Origin of the sequence: Streptomyces sp. NPDC006923 (assembly GCF_040635655.1) — a bacterium.
GTDB lineage: Bacteria > Actinomycetota > Actinomycetes > Streptomycetales > Streptomycetaceae > Streptomyces.
On the sequence record NZ_JBEYIF010000013.1, the window covers coordinates 151,472 to 167,652 of the forward strand.

Annotated in this window: 17 protein-coding genes and 5 tRNA genes; 9 read left to right on the forward strand and 13 right to left on the reverse strand. The window is 72.8% G+C overall.

Features of this window, described 5'->3' with window-relative positions; all coding sequences use genetic code 11:
- Positions 1 to 2: 2 nt before the first annotated feature.
- Positions 3 to 455, reverse strand: a complete 453-nt coding sequence (locus ABZ707_RS25025; protein WP_360179061.1) for a TIGR02611 family protein — start codon at positions 453 to 455, stop codon at positions 3 to 5.
- Between the two features lie 190 nt (positions 456 to 645).
- Here ABZ707_RS25025 and ABZ707_RS25030 point away from each other — a divergent pair, with 190 nt between their 5' ends.
- Positions 646 to 1,059 (forward strand): SsgA family sporulation/cell division regulator, encoded by a 414-nt coding sequence (locus tag ABZ707_RS25030; RefSeq protein ID WP_003959770.1) that lies wholly within the window; start codon positions 646 to 648, stop codon positions 1,057 to 1,059.
- Between the two features lie 209 nt (positions 1,060 to 1,268).
- Positions 1,269 to 1,838, forward strand: a complete 570-nt coding sequence (locus tag ABZ707_RS25035) for a CGNR zinc finger domain-containing protein (protein WP_360179063.1) — start codon at positions 1,269 to 1,271, stop codon at positions 1,836 to 1,838.
- A gap of 3 nt (positions 1,839 to 1,841) precedes the next feature.
- On the opposite strand, the gene ABZ707_RS25040 is transcribed toward ABZ707_RS25035, so the two are convergent.
- The gene (locus tag ABZ707_RS25040; protein WP_360179065.1) at positions 1,842 to 1,994 is read right to left on the reverse strand and encodes a hypothetical protein; all 153 of its coding nucleotides are present in this window, start codon (positions 1,992 to 1,994) and stop codon (positions 1,842 to 1,844) included.
- A gap of 153 nt (positions 1,995 to 2,147) precedes the next feature.
- Positions 2,148 to 2,579, reverse strand: coding sequence for a hypothetical protein (locus ABZ707_RS25045; protein WP_360179067.1), 432 nt, complete (start codon positions 2,577 to 2,579; stop codon positions 2,148 to 2,150).
- Positions 2,580 to 2,749: 170 nt separating this feature from the next.
- Between ABZ707_RS25045 and ABZ707_RS25050 the strand changes: the two genes are divergently transcribed.
- Positions 2,750 to 3,280 (forward strand): DsbA family protein, encoded by a 531-nt coding sequence (locus ABZ707_RS25050; RefSeq protein WP_360179069.1) that lies wholly within the window; start codon positions 2,750 to 2,752, stop codon positions 3,278 to 3,280.
- A 54-nt stretch (positions 3,281 to 3,334) separates the two neighbouring features.
- On the opposite strand, the gene ABZ707_RS25055 is transcribed toward ABZ707_RS25050, so the two are convergent.
- The 3 genes from ABZ707_RS25055 to ABZ707_RS25065 are packed head-to-tail and all read right to left on the reverse strand — an operon-like array spanning position 3,335 to position 6,094.
- Positions 3,335 to 4,174: a GNAT family N-acetyltransferase gene (locus ABZ707_RS25055; RefSeq protein WP_360179071.1), complete on the reverse strand. Its 840-nt coding sequence runs from the start codon at positions 4,172 to 4,174 to the stop codon at positions 3,335 to 3,337.
- A gap of 42 nt (positions 4,175 to 4,216) precedes the next feature.
- Positions 4,217 to 5,038 (reverse strand): aminodeoxychorismate lyase, encoded by an 822-nt coding sequence (locus ABZ707_RS25060; RefSeq protein ID WP_360179073.1) that lies wholly within the window; start codon positions 5,036 to 5,038, stop codon positions 4,217 to 4,219.
- Positions 5,039 to 6,094 carry a chorismate-binding protein gene (locus ABZ707_RS25065; protein WP_360179075.1) on the reverse strand — a complete coding sequence of 352 codons (1,056 nt, stop codon included), beginning with the start codon at positions 6,092 to 6,094 and terminating at the stop codon, positions 5,039 to 5,041.
- Positions 6,095 to 6,456: 362 nt separating this feature from the next.
- Between ABZ707_RS25065 and ABZ707_RS25070 the strand changes: the two genes are divergently transcribed.
- From ABZ707_RS25070 to ABZ707_RS25090, 5 genes are all read left to right on the forward strand, one after another.
- Positions 6,457 to 6,529 (forward strand) — tRNA-Gly (locus ABZ707_RS25070).
- 36 nt (positions 6,530 to 6,565) lie between these two features.
- Positions 6,566 to 6,639 (forward strand) — tRNA-Cys (locus tag ABZ707_RS25075).
- A 1-nt stretch (position 6,640) separates the two neighbouring features.
- A tRNA-Val gene (locus ABZ707_RS25080) sits at positions 6,641 to 6,712 on the forward strand.
- Between the two features lie 20 nt (positions 6,713 to 6,732).
- Positions 6,733 to 6,804: transfer RNA gene (locus ABZ707_RS25085), tRNA-Val, on the forward strand.
- A 47-nt stretch (positions 6,805 to 6,851) separates the two neighbouring features.
- A tRNA-Val gene (locus ABZ707_RS25090) sits at positions 6,852 to 6,923 on the forward strand.
- Between the two features lie 61 nt (positions 6,924 to 6,984).
- On the opposite strand, the gene ABZ707_RS25095 is transcribed toward ABZ707_RS25090, so the two are convergent.
- From ABZ707_RS25095 to ABZ707_RS25110, 4 genes are all read right to left on the reverse strand, one after another.
- Positions 6,985 to 7,287: a zf-TFIIB domain-containing protein gene (locus ABZ707_RS25095; RefSeq protein ID WP_360179077.1), complete on the reverse strand. Its 303-nt coding sequence runs from the start codon at positions 7,285 to 7,287 to the stop codon at positions 6,985 to 6,987.
- 68 nt (positions 7,288 to 7,355) lie between these two features.
- Positions 7,356 to 8,318, reverse strand: a complete 963-nt coding sequence (locus ABZ707_RS25100) for an aminoglycoside phosphotransferase family protein (RefSeq protein WP_360179079.1) — start codon at positions 8,316 to 8,318, stop codon at positions 7,356 to 7,358.
- A 269-nt stretch (positions 8,319 to 8,587) separates the two neighbouring features.
- Positions 8,588 to 8,794: a hypothetical protein gene (locus tag ABZ707_RS25105; RefSeq protein WP_360179081.1), complete on the reverse strand. Its 207-nt coding sequence runs from the start codon at positions 8,792 to 8,794 to the stop codon at positions 8,588 to 8,590.
- 245 nt (positions 8,795 to 9,039) lie between these two features.
- Positions 9,040 to 9,309: a hypothetical protein gene (locus ABZ707_RS25110; RefSeq protein WP_360179083.1), complete on the reverse strand. Its 270-nt coding sequence runs from the start codon at positions 9,307 to 9,309 to the stop codon at positions 9,040 to 9,042.
- A gap of 199 nt (positions 9,310 to 9,508) precedes the next feature.
- Between ABZ707_RS25110 and ABZ707_RS25115 the strand changes: the two genes are divergently transcribed.
- Positions 9,509 to 10,783: a serine/threonine-protein kinase gene (locus tag ABZ707_RS25115; protein WP_360179099.1), complete on the forward strand. Its 1,275-nt coding sequence runs from the start codon at positions 9,509 to 9,511 to the stop codon at positions 10,781 to 10,783.
- A 72-nt stretch (positions 10,784 to 10,855) separates the two neighbouring features.
- Here the strand turns inward: ABZ707_RS25115 and ABZ707_RS25120 are convergent, their stop codons facing one another.
- From ABZ707_RS25120 to cobT, 3 genes are all read right to left on the reverse strand, one after another.
- On the reverse strand, positions 10,856 to 11,674 hold the full coding sequence (locus ABZ707_RS25120) for an RNA methyltransferase (RefSeq protein ID WP_360179085.1): 819 nt from the start codon (positions 11,672 to 11,674) through the stop codon (positions 10,856 to 10,858).
- A 55-nt stretch (positions 11,675 to 11,729) separates the two neighbouring features.
- The gene (gene cobA / locus ABZ707_RS25125) at positions 11,730 to 12,953 is read right to left on the reverse strand and encodes a uroporphyrinogen-III C-methyltransferase (protein WP_360179087.1); all 1,224 of its coding nucleotides are present in this window, start codon (positions 12,951 to 12,953) and stop codon (positions 11,730 to 11,732) included.
- Positions 12,954 to 13,198: 245 nt separating this feature from the next.
- The coding region (gene cobT, locus ABZ707_RS25130) for a nicotinate-nucleotide--dimethylbenzimidazole phosphoribosyltransferase (RefSeq protein ID WP_360179089.1) at positions 13,199 to 16,181 on the reverse strand (2,983 nt) is incomplete at its 5' end.

A 16,181-nucleotide genomic window follows, 5' to 3' on the forward strand; every position in this document is an offset into this window, starting at 1 on the left:
GGTCACTGGTCGATCTTCCAGGGCACGACGAACCCGAACGTCCAGAGGTAGATCCAGACCAGCACGGCGACCATCGCGAGGCCGACGGTGGTGAGGATGATGTTGCGCCGCCGCACCCGGGGATCGAGGGCCTTGCGGGCCGCTTCCGTGACCTTGTGCCTGGTCCAGCGGAGCACGAGCTGGGCCCAGACGAACTCGGTCGCCCAGATGGCCATCCCGCCGAAGATCACCAGCCAGCCCGGGCCCGGCAGCGGGAGCATGACAATGCCCGCTCCGACCACGGCGAGACCGACGACAAAGACGCCGACCTGCCAACTCAGATGGAGCATTCTCGACGCCCTGATGAAACGCGGCGCGCGCGAGCCCAGCTCCCGCTCCGCCGTCCCGTGCTCCACCTCGGGCTCCACGGCCGTCGGCACCACGGTGCGGCCACGGTCGTCACTCTCCGCATGCATAAGGCCCAACCTACCGGAATGGGCCACATCACCGGAATGGCCGTATGACCCGAAGTCGCACACCGCCGTACGAGGTACCTGAAGGAGCACAAAACAGACAGAGGGGTTTACAACGGCACCGTAGGTGGCATGTCGATTTCGCCGACGTGCGAATCCCCGAGCGCACACTGAGCGAAAGGCCCTGGCGCTTATGAACACCACGGTCAGCTGCGAGCTGCACCTGCGCCTCGTTGTATCGAGCGAGTCCTCACTGCCTGTACCCGCGGGCCTGCGGTATGACACGGCCGATCCTTATGCCGTGCACGCCACCTTCCACACCGGAGCCGAAGAGACGGTCGAGTGGGTCTTCGCCCGCGATCTTCTCGCCGAGGGGCTGCACCGGCCCACCGGCACCGGCGACGTCAGAGTCTGGCCGTCCCGCAGTCACGGTCAGGGCGTCGTCTGCATTGCTTTGAGCTCCCCGGAGGGCGAAGCCCTACTAGAGGCCCCGGCGCGGGCCCTGGAGTCGTTCCTCAAGCGGACCGACGCCGCGGTGCCACCCGGCACCGAGCATCGTCACTTCGATCTCGATACGGAGCTCTCTCACATCCTGGCCGAGAGCTGAGCCAGGCCGAGAGCTGCTCGGCGCCGTCCGACTCGGGGAGACGGCGCCGCGCGGACAACCACAACCGCATACGGAGGACACCGACGCCGCCGCCGCGGCTCCACCGCGGCGACGGCGCCGGTGCGTTCCCCGCCTCGGCCGCCGGACACAGCCGCTAGAGTCTGCGGGATTCGGCGGGCACCGGCCCGCAGCAGGCCAGGGAGCGGATCGTGCTGATTCCCCACGACACCCGGATCGCCCTCGACACAGTCGTCGATCTGCTGAACACCGCACCGGACGACGATCCGGCCCACGGGACGGCCGACGGGCTCGCGGATGTGGGGGCGCTGTACGACTTCGTACGGAGCCACGACATCAGCGGGGTGGGTGACCTCGGCGCCCGGGATCTCCGGGCCGTACATGACGTACGGACGCGCTTCGCGGAGGTGTTCGCGGCCCCGGCTGCCCGCGTCGCGGCCGATCTGATCAACCAGCTCGTGGCCGCCGCGGGGACGACGCCGCAGCTCACCGATCATGACGGCTACGACTGGCATGTCCACTACTTCGCGCCGGGCGCCTCGGTCGCCGATCACCTCGCCGCCGACTGCGGCATGGCACTGGCCTTCATGGTCGTGGCGGGCGAGCAGGAGCGGCTGCGGCGCTGCGAGGCCCCGGACTGCGGGCGCGCGTTCGTCGACCTGTCGCGCAATCGCTCCCGGCGTTACTGCGACAGCCGCACATGCGGCAACCGACTGCATGTGGCCGCGTACCGGGCACGCCGCAGGGAAGCGGCCGGCTGACCGTCACAGCAGAAACAGATCGTGCACCGCTGCCATCAGCAGGAGCGCACCGATCACCGTCAGAAAGATCATCAACGGCGGCTGGGAGAGCGCGAAAAGACAACCGCGCTGCTCATCGGTGGGGGCGGGGGGTTCACCCCGGGAGGTATCGAGCATCTCGGGGCGATCATGACCTACCCGGAAGGGCGCCCATGACCAACACGCGCCGACGGACCGGGAGTTCATCCTATCCCGTGGAAGAAGTCACGGAATTCCCTCCGGAACCCGCCTCACCTGCGACAGTGCGCCGGACACCAGGGGCGGGACCGCTCAGATGCCGTGCTTCTTGAGGATGGCCTCGATATCGCTGAAGTCGTCACCGGATCCCGTCGCGCGCGGCTTCGCGCCGGGCTGCGCGGCCCCTCCGCCGCCGGGGAGCGAGGGCGCCGACGCCGCCGGTTCGACCGCGTCGCGCTTCGCCGCCCTGCGTTCCCTGCGGGTGCCGCCGCCGCGGCGCTCCACGGCGCGGGTCGTCATGAACAGCAGCCAGGAGACCGCGAGCACACCGAAGCCCGCCCAGGCGACCGGGCTGAAGGCGGTGTCGGCGGCCCATTGGACGAGGCCGGTCATCACCAGCGCCACCGGGATCAGCGCGTACGCCACGATCCGGGCCGCCGCGAGGAACCGCCTGCGGTACGCCGTGATCGCGGCGATGCCCAGGCCCGCCGCCGACACGGCGGAACAAATGGTCTCGGCAATCATCCGGTCCTCCAGGCAGAGCACGTCATGTGTCGGGCGTCGTCCTGCTTCCATCCTGCACCTGGCGACCGCCGGGGGCCACGGTCCCGGGCCGCCCTCAGGGAGATCTCGGGGACGCCGTCCTCCCCAGGTCCCGGTCGGGAGGCGTCCGCCGTGCTGGGAGACTGACCTCCATGAGCGACTCCACCACCGCCCGCCCGGCCGTCCTCGACGTCTGGTGCGACCTCCAGTGCCCCGACTGCCACAGCGCGCAGGAGGACCTGCGCGCACTGCGCGCCCGCTACGGGAGCAGGCTCGACGTACGGCTGCGGCACTTCCCGCTGGAGAAGCACAAGCACGCCTACGCCGCCGCCCAGGCCGCCGAGGAGGCCGTCGAACAGGGACAGGGCCGGCCTTACGCGGAAGCCGTGCTGGCCCGCACCGGCGAGCTGGCGGCCAGGGGCGAGCCCGTCCTGCTGGAGATCGCGCGGGAGCTGGGCCTGGACGCCGAGGAATTCGACACGGCCCTGATCGACGGCCGGCATCTGCTGATCGTCGACGCCGACCAGGCCGAGGGGAAGGCGATCGGGGTGACCGGCACGCCCACCTATGTCATCGGCGGCGAGCGTCTCGACGGCGGCAACGGCCAGGAGGGGCTGCGCGAGCGCGTCGAGGCGATCGCCGACCGGCTGCTCGCGGAGGAAAGCACCCTGGAACGGGGCTGAGCGCCGCGCCCCGGGGCGGACCGCCGCCCGCCCCGGCCGCGCCCGCACCGGCGCTCAGACGAGCTGCTTGTAGAAGTTCCGGTGCGTAATCACGTATCCGAGGGACTCGTACAGCCGGACCGCCGGGGTGTTGCTCGCGAAGACATGGAGTCCCAGCAGCGACGACCCGGATCCCAGGGCCACGCCCTCGGCGAGCAGCATCAGCGCACGGCCGAAGCCCTTGCCGCGCAGGCTCTCGGTCACGGCCACGTCGAACACGTACGACCCCCACTCCCCCGGCCGGACCTCGTGGCGCGCCACCCAGACATGACCGACGACGGCGTCCTCGTGGACCAGCACGTTCATCGAGACGCCGGGCGTGCCGAGGCCCTGCGGCAGGAACTGGCGGTGGCTCGCCTCGGACTTCGCGCGGGCCTGCTCCGGCGGTACGCCCCGGTCCATCCAGTTCTGGGCGAAGCCCTCGACCGCCTGGGCGAGCCAGGTGCGGTACTCGGCGTCGTTCATGGGACGGCCCGCCAGGCCCGCCGGGAGCGCGGGCGGCTCACCCGGCAGGTCCTTGAGCATGTTCCGGCTGCGCTCGGTGTAGCCGAGGGATTCCAGCAGACCCAGCGCCGGAGCGGCGCCGGCCGGCACGGAGGCCAGCACCTGGCCGCATCCCCAGCCGCGCAGGACCTCTTCGGCGGCGAGCGCGGCGACCGTGCCCCGGCCGCGCCGCCGGTCCGGTTCGTCGATCCGCAGCGAGTCCACGACCCCGGCCCGGTGGCCGAAGCCCGGGTCCGTACGGATCTCGATCGCCCCGACGGGACGGCTGTTGACACAGACGTCGTAGGCGCGGGACCTGCCCCCGTCGTCGGTGTGCTGGAGCGGCCCGGTCGGCCGCAGGGTGGTGGTCATCAGGCGATTTCTACCCCGGCGTGAGCCGCCTCGTCATCCCGTTTACGGATCGAGATCGGCAGCCGACCGCTCGTCGAAGACGCGCATGGCCTTACTGGTCACCGGGCCCGGGGCGCCGCGCAGCTCACGGCCGTCCACGCGGTGGACCGCCTGCACGTCACGCAGTGACGAGGTCAGGAAGATCTCGTCCGCGCGCTCCAGGACGTCCAGCGGCAGCTCGGTCTCGCGGGCACCGGTCCATTCGACGGCCAGGGCGCGGGTGATGCCCGCCAGGCAGCCGGAGGCGAGAGGCGGGGTGTGCAGCTCGCCGTCGAGGACGACGAAGACATTGGAGCCCGTGCCCTCGCAGAGCTGTCCGACGGTGTTGGCGAAGAGCGCCTCGGACGCGCCCCGCTCGTGCGCGCGGGCGAGCGCGACGACGTTCTCCGCGTACGACGTGGTCTTGAGCCCGGCCAGCGCGCCGCGTTCGTTCCGGGTCCAGGGGACGGTGATGACGGCGGTGGTGTCGGGACGGCGGTTCCGCTCCCCGACCGCCACGACAAGGGTCGGGCCCTGGTCGCCCCGGTCGGAGCTGAGAGGAGCGAGCCCCCCGGTGTAGGTGACGCGCAGCCGGCCCAGTTCCATCGGGTTGGCGTCGAGGACGGCCGTACAGGCGCGGCGCACCTCGTCCAGGTCGGGCTCGGGCAGCCCGAGGCCGCGCGCCGAGCGCGCCAGCCGGTCGAGATGGCGACTGAGGGCGAAGGGCCGTCCCTGGACCGTCTTGAGCGTCTCGAAGATCCCGTCGCCGACGGTCATTCCGTGGTCGAGCACGGACACCCGGGCGGATTCGGCCGTCTCCAGCCCGCCATTGACCCAGATCCGCATCTACGCGCTCCTCTCGCTCGCCTCGTACGCACCCGACGCTATCGCGAGCAGCCGGGATGCCTTCAGTTCGGTCTCCTCCCACTCACGTTCGGGTTCGGAGCCCCAGGTGATGCCGGCGCCCGCGCCGAAGCGGAGCACCGGGCCGGGAGCCGCCGCCCGGTCGATCCAGAAGGTCCTGATCCCGACGGCCAGCGCGGCCGTGCCCCGGTCGGCGTCGACCCAGCCGATACCGCCGCAGTAGGGACCGCGCGGGGCCGTCTCCAGCTCCTCGATGATCGTGAGAGCGCTGGACTTGGGAGCGCCGCTGACCGAGCCGGGCGGAAAGGTGGCGGACAGCAGCTCGGACCAGCCCGTGTGCGCGGCGAGCTCGCCGCGCACGGTCGACACGAGATGGACCAGTCCGGGATGGGGCTCCACCGCGCAGAGCGCCGGGACCGTCACGGAGCCGGTGGCACAGACCCGGCCCAGATCGTTGCGTACGAGGTCCACGATCATCACGTTCTCGGCGTGGTCCTTCTCCAGCAGGTCTCCGGCGGTGCGGCCGGTGCCCTTGATGGGGCCGGACTCGACGGTGCGGCCGGCCCGCCGTAGATACAGCTCGGGCGAGGCGGTGGCGATCTCCACGCCGTGCGCGGGCAGCCGGATCGTCCCGGCGTACGGCGCCGGATTGTCCCGCGCGAGCAGCGCCGTCAGCGCGTCGACGTCGGCCGTCGCGGGGTCGGGCAGCGGCGCGGAGAGTACCCGGCAGAGGTTGACCTGGTAGACGTCGCCCGCCGCGATGTGCTCACGGATGCGGCGTACGCCCTCGGTGTAGGCGGCGCGGCCGAGCGAGGACGTCCAGTCCCCGGGCCCGGGACCACGCCACCGCCCCGCCGCCGGTACGGGTACCGGTTCGGTCCGGATGTCACCGAATCGGGCGCAGGTGAGACGGCCCTCGAAATCCGCGGCGACGACCCAGAAGCCGCTGGAGTCGAGAGCCTCGGGATCATGGGTGACGTCCCGCAGGTCGGAGGCGACGAGGCCGCCGAAGCGGGCCAGAGGAGCGAGGTCGTGCACGGTGGTGAGTCTAAGGGCTGGCCCGTCATCCCCGGCGGGCCCGCGACGGCGGCTGCGGCACGGCACCGGGGCGCGGGCCGGACGGGGCCCTCGGTACGGGGCGGGCGGCCAGGCCGCGGCCGTGCTCCGCCGCGACGGACCACCTGCGCTTTTGGCCGGCGGACCGGGCGCGGCGCCGGTGGCGGTGAGGGGGCACGGCCGCCCGGGAGGGGCACCGGAGCAGGGCCTGTTGGGCCGCCGCGGCCTGAACGTACGGCAAACGCACCGCAGCACGCTGCGGAAACGCGTTTTTGTACTGGCTCTGGAATCCGCTAGAGTTCAACACGTCGCCGGGCCGTGCACGCGGGTCCGGGAAACGACAGGCGGACGTGGCTCAGTTGGTAGAGCATCACCTTGCCAAGGTGAGGGTCGCGAGTTCGAATCTCGTCGTCCGCTCGAAAGTGGGGGATCTTTCCCGGCCCCCGTGCTCCTGGTGGAGTGGCCGAGAGGCGAGGCAACGGCCTGCAAAGCCGTCTACACGGGTTCAAATCCCGTCTCCACCTCCAAGGACGATTAGCTCAGCGGGAGAGCGCTTCCCTGACACGGAAGAGGTCACTGGTTCAATCCCAGTATCGTCCACTGGATCCGTAAGGATTCCCGCGCGATTAGCTCAGCGGGAGAGCGCTTCCCTGACACGGAAGAGGTCACTGGTTCAATCCCAGTATCGCGCACGCGGTTGCGGCATGAGCGGCAGCAGCAGTACACGCGGGAGCCACCCGCGCGATTAGCTCAGCGGGAGAGCGCTTCCCTGACACGGAAGAGGTCACTGGTTCAATCCCAGTATCGCGCACCGTCCGAAGCCCCCGGTCGTCCCATCGACCGGGGGCTTCGCCGTTGCGGCTCGCGGGACCTCAGGAAGAGAAGAGCATCCGTCCGAAGCTCTGGCGGCCGTGACCGCCGTGGTGCCCGCCATGGCCGCCGTGTCCGCCGTGGCCACCATGGTGCTGCGGCGCGCCCCAGGCGGGCGCGGGCGGGTAGCCGCCCGGGGCGGGCGGGACGGGCGGAGCCTGCTGCCCCCACTGCGACTCCAGACGGGTCAGGGACTCCAGCTCGCCGTAGTCGAGGAAGATTCCCCGGCAGCCGCTGCACTGTTCGATCTGGACGCCATTGCGGTTGTACGTGTGCATCGCCGCGTGGCACTTGGGACACTGCATGTTCGGCTCAGCTCCTCGCTGTTGGGCCGGCGTCGCCGGAACGGGCGCCCGGCGACAGTCTGTTCACCCTACGACGACGCCCCGGGCCCCGACTCGGTTGCCAGCGCTCCGATCCGCGCGCAGGCGTCGACCATGAGCTGTTCGACCTCGTCGAGGCCCCGCCCCGCACCGGCGGACTTGGCCACGGCCAGCGCGGCGGTCTGGACGGTGAGGGCCCGGGCGGCGACGTCCAGCCGGGGCCAGGGATCGCCCACAGCGGGCACGGCCGGGCCGTGTGCGGAGCGGTACGCGCCGAGAAAGCGCTGCCAGAGCCCGGGGTCCAGGAGCCCGGCGGCGTACCAGGCGGCGGGACGGGCCAGGTCCCAGGCCGGGTCGCCCGTCCCGAGGTCGTCCACGTCGATGAGCTGCCAGGGGCCGTCGGGTGCCGGATGGCGTACGAGCTGGCCGAGGTGGAGATCGCCGTGGCAGAGGGCCACCGGTCCCGGCGGGCGGTCCTCGCCGCGGGCCCAGGCGGGCAGCCGCTCCCAGGCGCGCCGTACGGGGAGGGCGGCGGGGTGGTGTCCGGCCGCGCGCATCCGCCCGAGGGCGAGCGCGGCCTTGGCGGGCCCCCGCATCGGCGGCAGGGCCCCGGAAAGGGCCGTGAGCGGCACCGTGTGCAGCCGGGCCAGCAGCGTCCCGGCCTCCGCCCAGGGAGCGGCGTCGGGGTCACCGGGGTCGACCGGGGTGCCGTAGGGCCAGGCGGTGACGGGCCGTCCGTGCACTCCGTCGACGGCCGCCGGGAGCGGCGGCAGCAGGATCCCGGCGAGCCGGGGATGCGCGGCGACGGCCAGCCGGGCGCGGTGTCCGGCCGGGTCCGTACCGTCGGCGTGGGCCTTGGCGACGGCGTCTCCGTGCCGTACGACAACGCCGTCGGCCCGGTCCGCCAGCACGGCTTCGCCCCGCTCACAGGCCCGGCAGCAGCCCGGCCCCGCGGCGGAATGAGCGGCGTCCCGAGCGACGCGCCGGAGCGCGCTGACAACGGATGCGGTCACGGTGGCCCCCGGTGCGATGTGTTCCGTGCGGAGTCCGTACGGCTGCGTCCTGCGGACTGTGCGGAGAGGCTACGGCGCGACGCCGGGGGCCCGATAGACGGCCCCGGCGGGCCCGGCCCCCGCGCGGGTGGCCGGGCGCGGACAGCGCGATGGCCGGTCAGCTCCCCAGCTGACCGGCCAAACGCTGCCGTCCGCCGCACCCCCGTCCCCACGGGGTTGTTGGCCGGATGTCCCCGACCCGGGCCGCTCACCCGGGTCTGGAGCGCCGCTCAGCGCCCCAGCATCACGCCCACGGACGACGCCTGTGTGACCACCGCGTCCCAGCCGCCGAAGACGACCACGAGCAGAGTCGCCAGAGGAAGGACCATGGCCGTGGCCACCAGCGGATGACGTGTCCCGGACCGGCGCCCACCGAACGCGGCGAACGCCTTGCGTCCCTGTGCGCGCATCATCGCCCGCGATGCCGTCTCCGCCATGGTCCCTCTCCTGTCATGTCCGACGGCGGCGAGTGTCGTACCTCGGGGGACGAGAGTCGCACCCGCCGCTTGATTTCAAGATTAGGGACGCTGCCGGACCCGGGCGTCATGCCCGCGTACCGATTGCCGGGCCTCCCGGAGGATGAGTCGCGCACCACTCGCCTACTCCCCTGGGTGGAGAGCGGTCTCGGGGTCTGTCGGCCGGACCGGGGCACGCGGGCCCGGCACGATCGAAACGAAGGATCCTAGGAGTGGGGATCTTCCCGGCGGTCCTCCCGCCGCGGGCGCTCCGAGGAGTCCTCCCGGGGCACCGGCTGCTCGACCAGCGCGAGCACCCGGGTGGCCATGAACCTGGCCGTCCGGACCACCGACCCATTGCGGGTGACTTCGCTCACTTCCACCACGCCCCGGCGCACCGCCGTCTCCACCCGGCGGCCCGCCCGGCTCGCCACCACCTCGTACGTCCGAGTCGTGTCACCCGCGTCCACGACTATCTCCACACGGTCACCCTTCACGATCCAATCCCCCTTCTGCGACCGACCATTGAGATCTCGCACGGGGCCGGAAGACCTGGGATCCGCCGTCCCCCGACCACTCTTCGAGTTTCCCACCCGGCACTGACAATCGTTCGGACCGTGAGGGCGCGGCCTATGAGCACGCCGGGGCGCGGGTACGTAAGCTGTGCCACGTCATACGGACGACCGGGCAGCGGGGATGGACATGGCGATGATGCGGCTCCGGCGCGAGGACCCGCGTGTCGTCGGTTCGTTCAGGCTTCACCGGCGGCTCGGCGCGGGCGGCATGGGTGTGGTCTATCTGGGTTCGGACCGGCGCGGCCAGCGTGTCGCGCTGAAGGTGATCCGGCCCGATCTGGCAGAGGATCAGGAGTTCCGGTCGCGGTTCGCCCGTGAGGTCTCCGCGGCCCGGCGGATCCGGGGCGGCTGTACGGCACGGCTGGTGGCCGCCGACCTGGACGCGGACCGTCCGTGGTTCGCCACCCAGTATGTGCCGGGCCCGTCGCTGCACGACAAGGTCAACGAGGAGGGTCCGCTCTCGGCGGCCGAGGTGGCCTCGGTGGGCGCGGCGCTGTCCGAGGGCCTGGTGGCCGTGCACGAGGCCGGGGTCGTCCATCGCGATCTCAAGCCCTCGAACATTCTTCTGTCCCCCAAGGGGCCCCGCATCATCGACTTCGGGATCGCCTGGGCGACCGGGGCGAGCACGCTGACCCATGTGGGCACGGCGGTCGGCTCGCCCGGCTTCCTCGCGCCCGAGCAGGTGCGCGGCGCGGCGGTGACGCCGGCCACCGACGTGTTCTCGCTGGGTGCCACGCTGGCGTACGCGGCGACCGCCGATTCCCCCTTCGGGCACGGCAGTTCGGAGGTCATGCTCTACCGGGTGGTCCATGAGGAGGCGCACCTGTACGGGGTGCCCGACGCCCTCGCGCCGCTGGTCCGGGCCTGTCTCGCCAAGGATCCGGACGAGCGCCCCAGCACGCTGCAACTGTCGATGCGGCTCAAGGAGATCGCCGCCCGGGAGGCCCAGGGGTTCACCGAGGGCCGGCCGCCGCTCCAGCGGGAGCGCCGTGAGCTGGAACTGCCGACGGGCCGGCTGACGGAGCGGTACACGGAGCGCAACACCGAGCGCGGTCCGCAGAGCCGGATGTCCGGCGGTTCCTCGTCGCGGCCCGGTACGGCCGGTTCCTCGTCGCGCTCGGGGGGCTCTTCGTCACGGTCCGGCACCTCGGGGTCGTCCAGGAGCGGCGCGCCCCGGGGCACGGGCTCTTCCTCGCGCTCGGGCGGCTCACGGCCCTCCCGGCCCTCCCGCTCGCAGGGCGCGTCGCGTCCGGGAAGCCGCCCCACGTCCGGCCCGCGAACGACCTCGTCCCGGCTGCGCCCCGCCAATCCCCGGCTGCTGCGGCAGCGGCTGACCGTCTTTGTCGTCGTGACCCTGATCGTCGCCCTGGGGATCGCTGCGGCCCAGCAGCTCTGAGCGGGCGGCGCAGGGCCGTTCGCGGTGTTCAGGTCCCCCGGCCCCGTACGGCGCCCGGAAAGAGAGCCGGGTTCAGCTCTCGGGGCGTCCCGTGGTGACCGCGTAGAACGCGACCGCCGCGGCGGCGCCGACATTCAGCGAGTCCACGCCGTGGGCCATGGGGATGCGCACCCACTCGTCGGCCGCGGCCAGCGCCCGTCCCGACAGTCCGTCGCCCTCGGCGCCGAGCATCAGCGCGACCCGTTCCAGCCGGTGCGGAGCCGCCTCGTCCATGGCGGACGCCTTCTCGTCCGGTGTGAGGGCCAACAGCCTGAAGCCCGCCTCCCGTACGGTGTCCAGCGCCCTGGGCCAGCCGTCCAGCCGGGCATACGGCACCGAGAACACCGCGCCCATCGAGACCTTCACGGAGCGGCGGTACAGCGGGTCCGCGCAGTCCGGGGAGAGCAGTACGGCGTCCATGCCGAGAGCGGCCGCGCTGCGGAAGATCGCACCGATGTTGGTGTGGTCGTTGACCGCCTCCATGACGGCGACCCGGCGCGCCGTACGGAGCACCTCGGCGGCCGTCGGCAGCGGCTTGCGTCCCATCGAGGCGAGGGCGCCGCGGTGCACGTGATAGCCGGTGACACGCTCGGCGAGACCGGGGCTGACCGAGTACACCGGGGCCTCGGCCCCGTCGATGACGTCCCGCATGGTGTCGACCCATTTGGCGGAGAGCAGCATCGACCGCATCGGGTAACCGGCCTGTGCGGCCCGGCGGATGACCTTCTCGCCCTCGGCGATGAACAGCCCCTCGGCGGGTTCACGCCTGCGGCGGAGCTCGACATCCGTCAGGCCCGTGTAGTCGTGCAGGCGCGGGTCGTCGGGGTCGTCGACGGTGATGAGTTCAGCCACGGGTGACACTGCCTTGTCCGGGATCGGGCACCCACGCGCGGGAGCCTGTGGGTGGTTACTGCCCGTCACCGAGAGCGACGACCTCACCGATGACGATGACGGCCGGCGGCCGTATCCCCTCGGCCCTCACGGTCTCCCCGACCGTGGCGAGCGTGGCGTCGACCCGCCGCTGGGTCGCGGTGGTGCCTTCCTGGACCAGGGCGACAGGGGTGTCGGGGGCCTTGCCGTGCTCGACGAGGGCCTCCGCGATGGCGCCGATCTTGTCGACGGCCATCAGCAGGACGAGGGTGCCGCGAAGCCGGGCGAGCGCGGCCCAGTCGACCAGTGAGCGGTTGTCGTCGGGCGCGACATGACCGCTGACGACGGTGAACTCATGGGCGACCCCCCGGTGGGTGACGGGGATTCCGGCGGCGCCCGGCACGCTGATGGAGCTGGAGATGCCGGGCACGACGGTGCACGGGATGCCCGCCTCGGCGAGCGCGTGGGCCTCTTCCATGCCCCGTCCGAAGACAAAGGGGTCGCCGCCCTTGAGACGGACGACGGCCTTGCCCGCCTTGGCGTGCTCGATCAGCGCGTCGTTGATGGCCTCTTGGGCCATGGCGCGGCCGTACGGGATCTTCGCGGCGTCGATCACCTCGACATGCGGTCCCAGTTCGTCGAGCAGATCGCGCGGGCCGAGGCGGTCGGCGATCACGACATCGGCCTCGGCGAGGAGCCGGCGGCCGCGCACCGTGATCAGATCCGGATCGCCGGGGCCGCCGCCGACGAGAGCGACGCCCGGTGTACGGCTGCGGTGGTGCGGCGCGGCGAGGGTGCCGTCCCGCAGGCCCTCGACGATGGCGTCCCGCACGGCGGCGGACCGCCTCGGGTCGTGCCCGGTGAGCACGGCGACGGTGACGCCCTCACTGCGGCCGGTGGCGGGGGTCCAGGCGGTCGCGGCCTCGGCGTCGTCGCTGCGTACACACCAGATCCGGGCGCGCTCGGCCTCGGCGGACGCCGTGCGGTTGGCGGCGGGGTCGCTGGACGCGATGAGCGCGTACCAGGCGCCGGTGAGATCGCCCTCGGCGTACCGCCGGCGCTCCCAGCGGATCTCGCCGGCTTCCGCCATCGCCTCGACGGAGGGCTTCGCGGACGGCGACACGAGCACGATGTCGGCGCCGGCCGCGATCAGCGCGGGAAGCCTGCGCTGGGCGACCTGGCCACCGCCGACGACAACAACGCGCCGCCCCGACAGGCGGAGTCCGACGGGGTAGGCGGGGTGCTCGGCGTGCTGGGCCATGTCGGTAGCGGCTCCTCGGGATGGCGGGGTGGTGCGGGGCCGCTGCGACGATGAAGCGGCTGGTGGGGCGGGGTGCGGTCTCGGCGACCAGCTTACGGGGAGGGGACGCGGGGGTCACGGTCGGCGGGAGGCCCCGGGCGGCGGCCCACGCCGGACGGGCCCCCGCGCCGGGCGCGGACGTACGGCGCCCACCGGGCGAGTGCCCGGTGGGCGCCGCGCACGGGCCGCCGCGGCGCGCCCGCGTGCTACTTCTCCGTCACTCCCGCCGAGTCGAACGTCGCCACCTCGTGCATCGCGCGGGCCGCGCTCTGGACCACCGGCAGGGCCAGCAGCGCGCCCGTGCCCTCACCCAGTCGCAGATCCAGATCGACCAGCGGACGCAGACCCAGTTTGTTCAGGGCCGCGACATGGCCGGGCTCCGCGCTGCGGTGGCCCGCGATGCACGCCGCCAGCGCCTCCGGCGCGATCGCCCGTGCGACCAGCGCCGCCGCGCCCGCGCTCACCCCGTCCAGGATCACCGGCGTACGCAGGGACGCACCGCCCAGCAGGAATCCCACCAGCGCCGCGTGCTCCAGACCGCCGACCGCCGCCAGCACACCGACCGGGTCGGCGGGATCCGGCTGGTGCAGCTCCAGTCCCCGGCGGACCACATCGACCTTGCGGGCGTGCATCTCGTCGTTGATGCCCGTGCCGCGTCCGGTGACCTCCGCCGGGTCCTGCCCGGTGTAGACGCAGATCAGGGCCGCCGAGACCGTCGTATTGGCGATACCCATCTCACCGGTGAGCAGCGCCTTGTTGCCCGCCGCCACCAGATCACGCGCCGTCTCGATGCCCACCTCGATCGCCGAGAGCACCTCCTCGCGGCTCAGCGCGGGGCCCGTTGTGAAATCGGCCGTGCCGGCCCGGACCTTGCGGGGCAGCAGACCCGATGTGGCCGGGAGTTCGCTCGCGACGCCCACATCGACGACACAGACCTCCGCTCCCACCTGGGTGGCGAAGGCGTTGCAGACCGCGCCACCGCCCAGGAAGTTGGCGACCATCTGACCGGTGACCTCCTGGGGCCAGGGCGTCACACCCTGGGCGTGCACCCCGTGGTCCCCCGCGAAGATCGCCACCGCCGCCGGCTCCGGAATCGGCGGCGGGCACTGCCGCGACAACCCGCTGAGCTGCGCGGAGATGATCTCCAGCATGCCGAGGGCGCCCGCCGGCTTCGTCATCCGCTTCTGCCGCTCCCACGCCTCGCCCAGCGCCTTGGCGTCGAGCGGGCGGATACCGGCGATGGTCTCCTGAAGCAGATCGTGCGGCTCCTCGCCCGGCAGGGCCCGGCGGCCGTACGTCTCCTCGTGGACCACCCAGGACAGCGGCCGGCGCTTGGACCAGCCCGCCTGCATCAGCTCGGGCTCCTCCGGGAACTCGTCGACGTATCCGACACACAGGTAGGCCACGACTTCGAGGTGTTCGGGCAGGCCCAGCGCGCGGACCATCTCGCGCTCGTCGAAGAAGCTGACCCAGCCGACCCCGAGGCCCTCGGCGCGAGCGGCGAGCCAGAGGTTCTCAACGGCGAGCGCCGAGGAGTACGGGGCCATCTGCGGCTGTGTGTGACGGCCGAGGGTGTGCCGGCCGCCGCGCGTCGGATCCGCGGTGACGACGATATTCACCGGCGTTTCGAGGATGGCCTCGATCTTGAGTTCCTTGAACTGCTTCGCCCGGCCCTTGGGCAGCGACTTGGCGTACGCGTCACGCTGACGCTGCGCCAGCTCGTGCATGGACCGCCGGGTCTCGGCGGAGCGGATGACGACGAAGTCCCAGGGCTGCGAGTGACCGACGCTGGGCGCGGTGTGCGCGGCTTCCAGCACGCGCAGCAGCACCTCGTGCGGGATGGGGTCGGAGCGGAAGCCGTTGCGGATGTCGCGGCGCTCGCGCATCACCCGGAGTACGGCCTCGCGCTCGGCGTCGTCGTAACCGGACGCCGCGGCGGTGCCCTCCTGGGGGACGGGACCGGTCCCGGGCTCGGACCCGGCCTCCGGCGCGGTGTCGGGTTCCGCCGCGGGCGCGGGCTCCGGTACGAGCACGGGCTCCCGCTCAAGGACCTCCGGCCCGGGGACCTCCTGGGCGGGGACCTCCGGTTCAGCAACAAACTCCGGCTCAGGGACGAACTCCGCCTCGGGGACGAACTCCGCCTCGGGCGCGGTCGGCTCCGCCGCCACCGGGTCCGGGTGCGACTCCTGGGGGGCGAAAGGCTCCTCGGCCACGAGCGGCTCCCCGGCGGGAGCGAGTGTCTCCTCCGTGACCACCGGTTCCGCCGGGACCGGGACCTCGGCCACCGGCACCGGTTGCGGCATGGGCTCCGGCTGCGGGAACCCGGTGGCGACCGCGTCGGGCAGGACGGGCTCGGGCTCCCCGGCCCGCACCGGGGACGCCTCGGCGACAACAGCCTCGACGGGCTCGGCGGCCGGAACAGCCTCGACGGGCTCGACAGGCGGAACAGCGGCGGCCTCCTGCGCCGGATCGTCCAGCGGCGCCGGCGGCGGCTCCGCCGGTACGAACTCGGCGGCGGCCGGGGCCTGAGTGGCAGCGGGCGCGAGCTCGGCCGCTTCCGGGATCTCGGGGGCCGGTACCGCCGGCGCCTGCTCCGGGACGACCGTTTCTGCCGCCGCCACCGGTTCCGCCGGCGCCGCCGGCGCCGCCGGCTCGGACGACCAGGGGGCTCCGGCCCCCGGCGGAGTCTCGGTGAACGCCGAGGCGGGCGACGCCGGCTGGGCGGACGGCTCCTCACGCGGGACGTCCAGATACTCCGGGCCCGCGACCGTGGCCATCTGGCTCCGGTCCTGCACCTGGGTCTGGGCCTGGGCGCGCGCCCGGACCCGGACGGCCTGGGTCGGCGCGCCCGCCGGTCCGCGGTCGGCGAGCGAGCGCACCACCCCGCCCGTCGGGTCGGGCACCGGCGGGCCCAGGTGCAGCGGCCGGCGCGGCGGCGTCGGGGCGGCGGCGGGTGGCGGGATACGTACGCCATTGAGGTCCACCGAACCGGAATTCCGGCCACCGGCCTCATGGGCACCCGGCCGGTGCAGATTCTGCCCCCGCCCGATGGAGCCCTGGCCGGTGGAACTCCGGCCCGTGGGACCCTGACCGGTGGAGCCGGGGCCCGCCGTCTCCTGACCGCCGGCCTCCTGACCGTTGGAATCCAGCGGCGTGGCATCCGAGACCATGGCATCCGACGCCATGGAG

Coding starts and splice junctions, on each gene's coding strand:
- ABZ707_RS25025 (WP_360179061.1), bottom strand. CDS start 455: ATGCATGCGGAGAGTGACGACCGTGGCCGCACCGTGGTGCCGACGGCC.
- ABZ707_RS25030 (WP_003959770.1), top strand. CDS start 646: ATGAACACCACGGTCAGCTGCGAGCTGCACCTGCGCCTCGTTGTATCG.
- ABZ707_RS25040 (WP_360179065.1), bottom strand. CDS start 1,994: ATGCTCGATACCTCCCGGGGTGAACCCCCCGCCCCCACCGATGAGCAG.
- ABZ707_RS25045 (WP_360179067.1), bottom strand. CDS start 2,579: ATGATTGCCGAGACCATTTGTTCCGCCGTGTCGGCGGCGGGCCTGGGC.
- ABZ707_RS25050 (WP_360179069.1), top strand. CDS start 2,750: ATGAGCGACTCCACCACCGCCCGCCCGGCCGTCCTCGACGTCTGGTGC.
- ABZ707_RS25055 (WP_360179071.1), bottom strand. CDS start 4,174: ATGACCACCACCCTGCGGCCGACCGGGCCGCTCCAGCACACCGACGAC.
- ABZ707_RS25060 (WP_360179073.1), bottom strand. CDS start 5,038: ATGCGGATCTGGGTCAATGGCGGGCTGGAGACGGCCGAATCCGCCCGG.
- ABZ707_RS25095 (WP_360179077.1), bottom strand. CDS start 7,287: ATGCAGTGTCCCAAGTGCCACGCGGCGATGCACACGTACAACCGCAAT.
- ABZ707_RS25105 (WP_360179081.1), bottom strand. CDS start 8,794: ATGGCGGAGACGGCATCGCGGGCGATGATGCGCGCACAGGGACGCAAG.
- ABZ707_RS25115 (WP_360179099.1), top strand. CDS start 9,509: ATGGACATGGCGATGATGCGGCTCCGGCGCGAGGACCCGCGTGTCGTC.
- cobA (WP_360179087.1), bottom strand. CDS start 12,953: ATGGCCCAGCACGCCGAGCACCCCGCCTACCCCGTCGGACTCCGCCTG.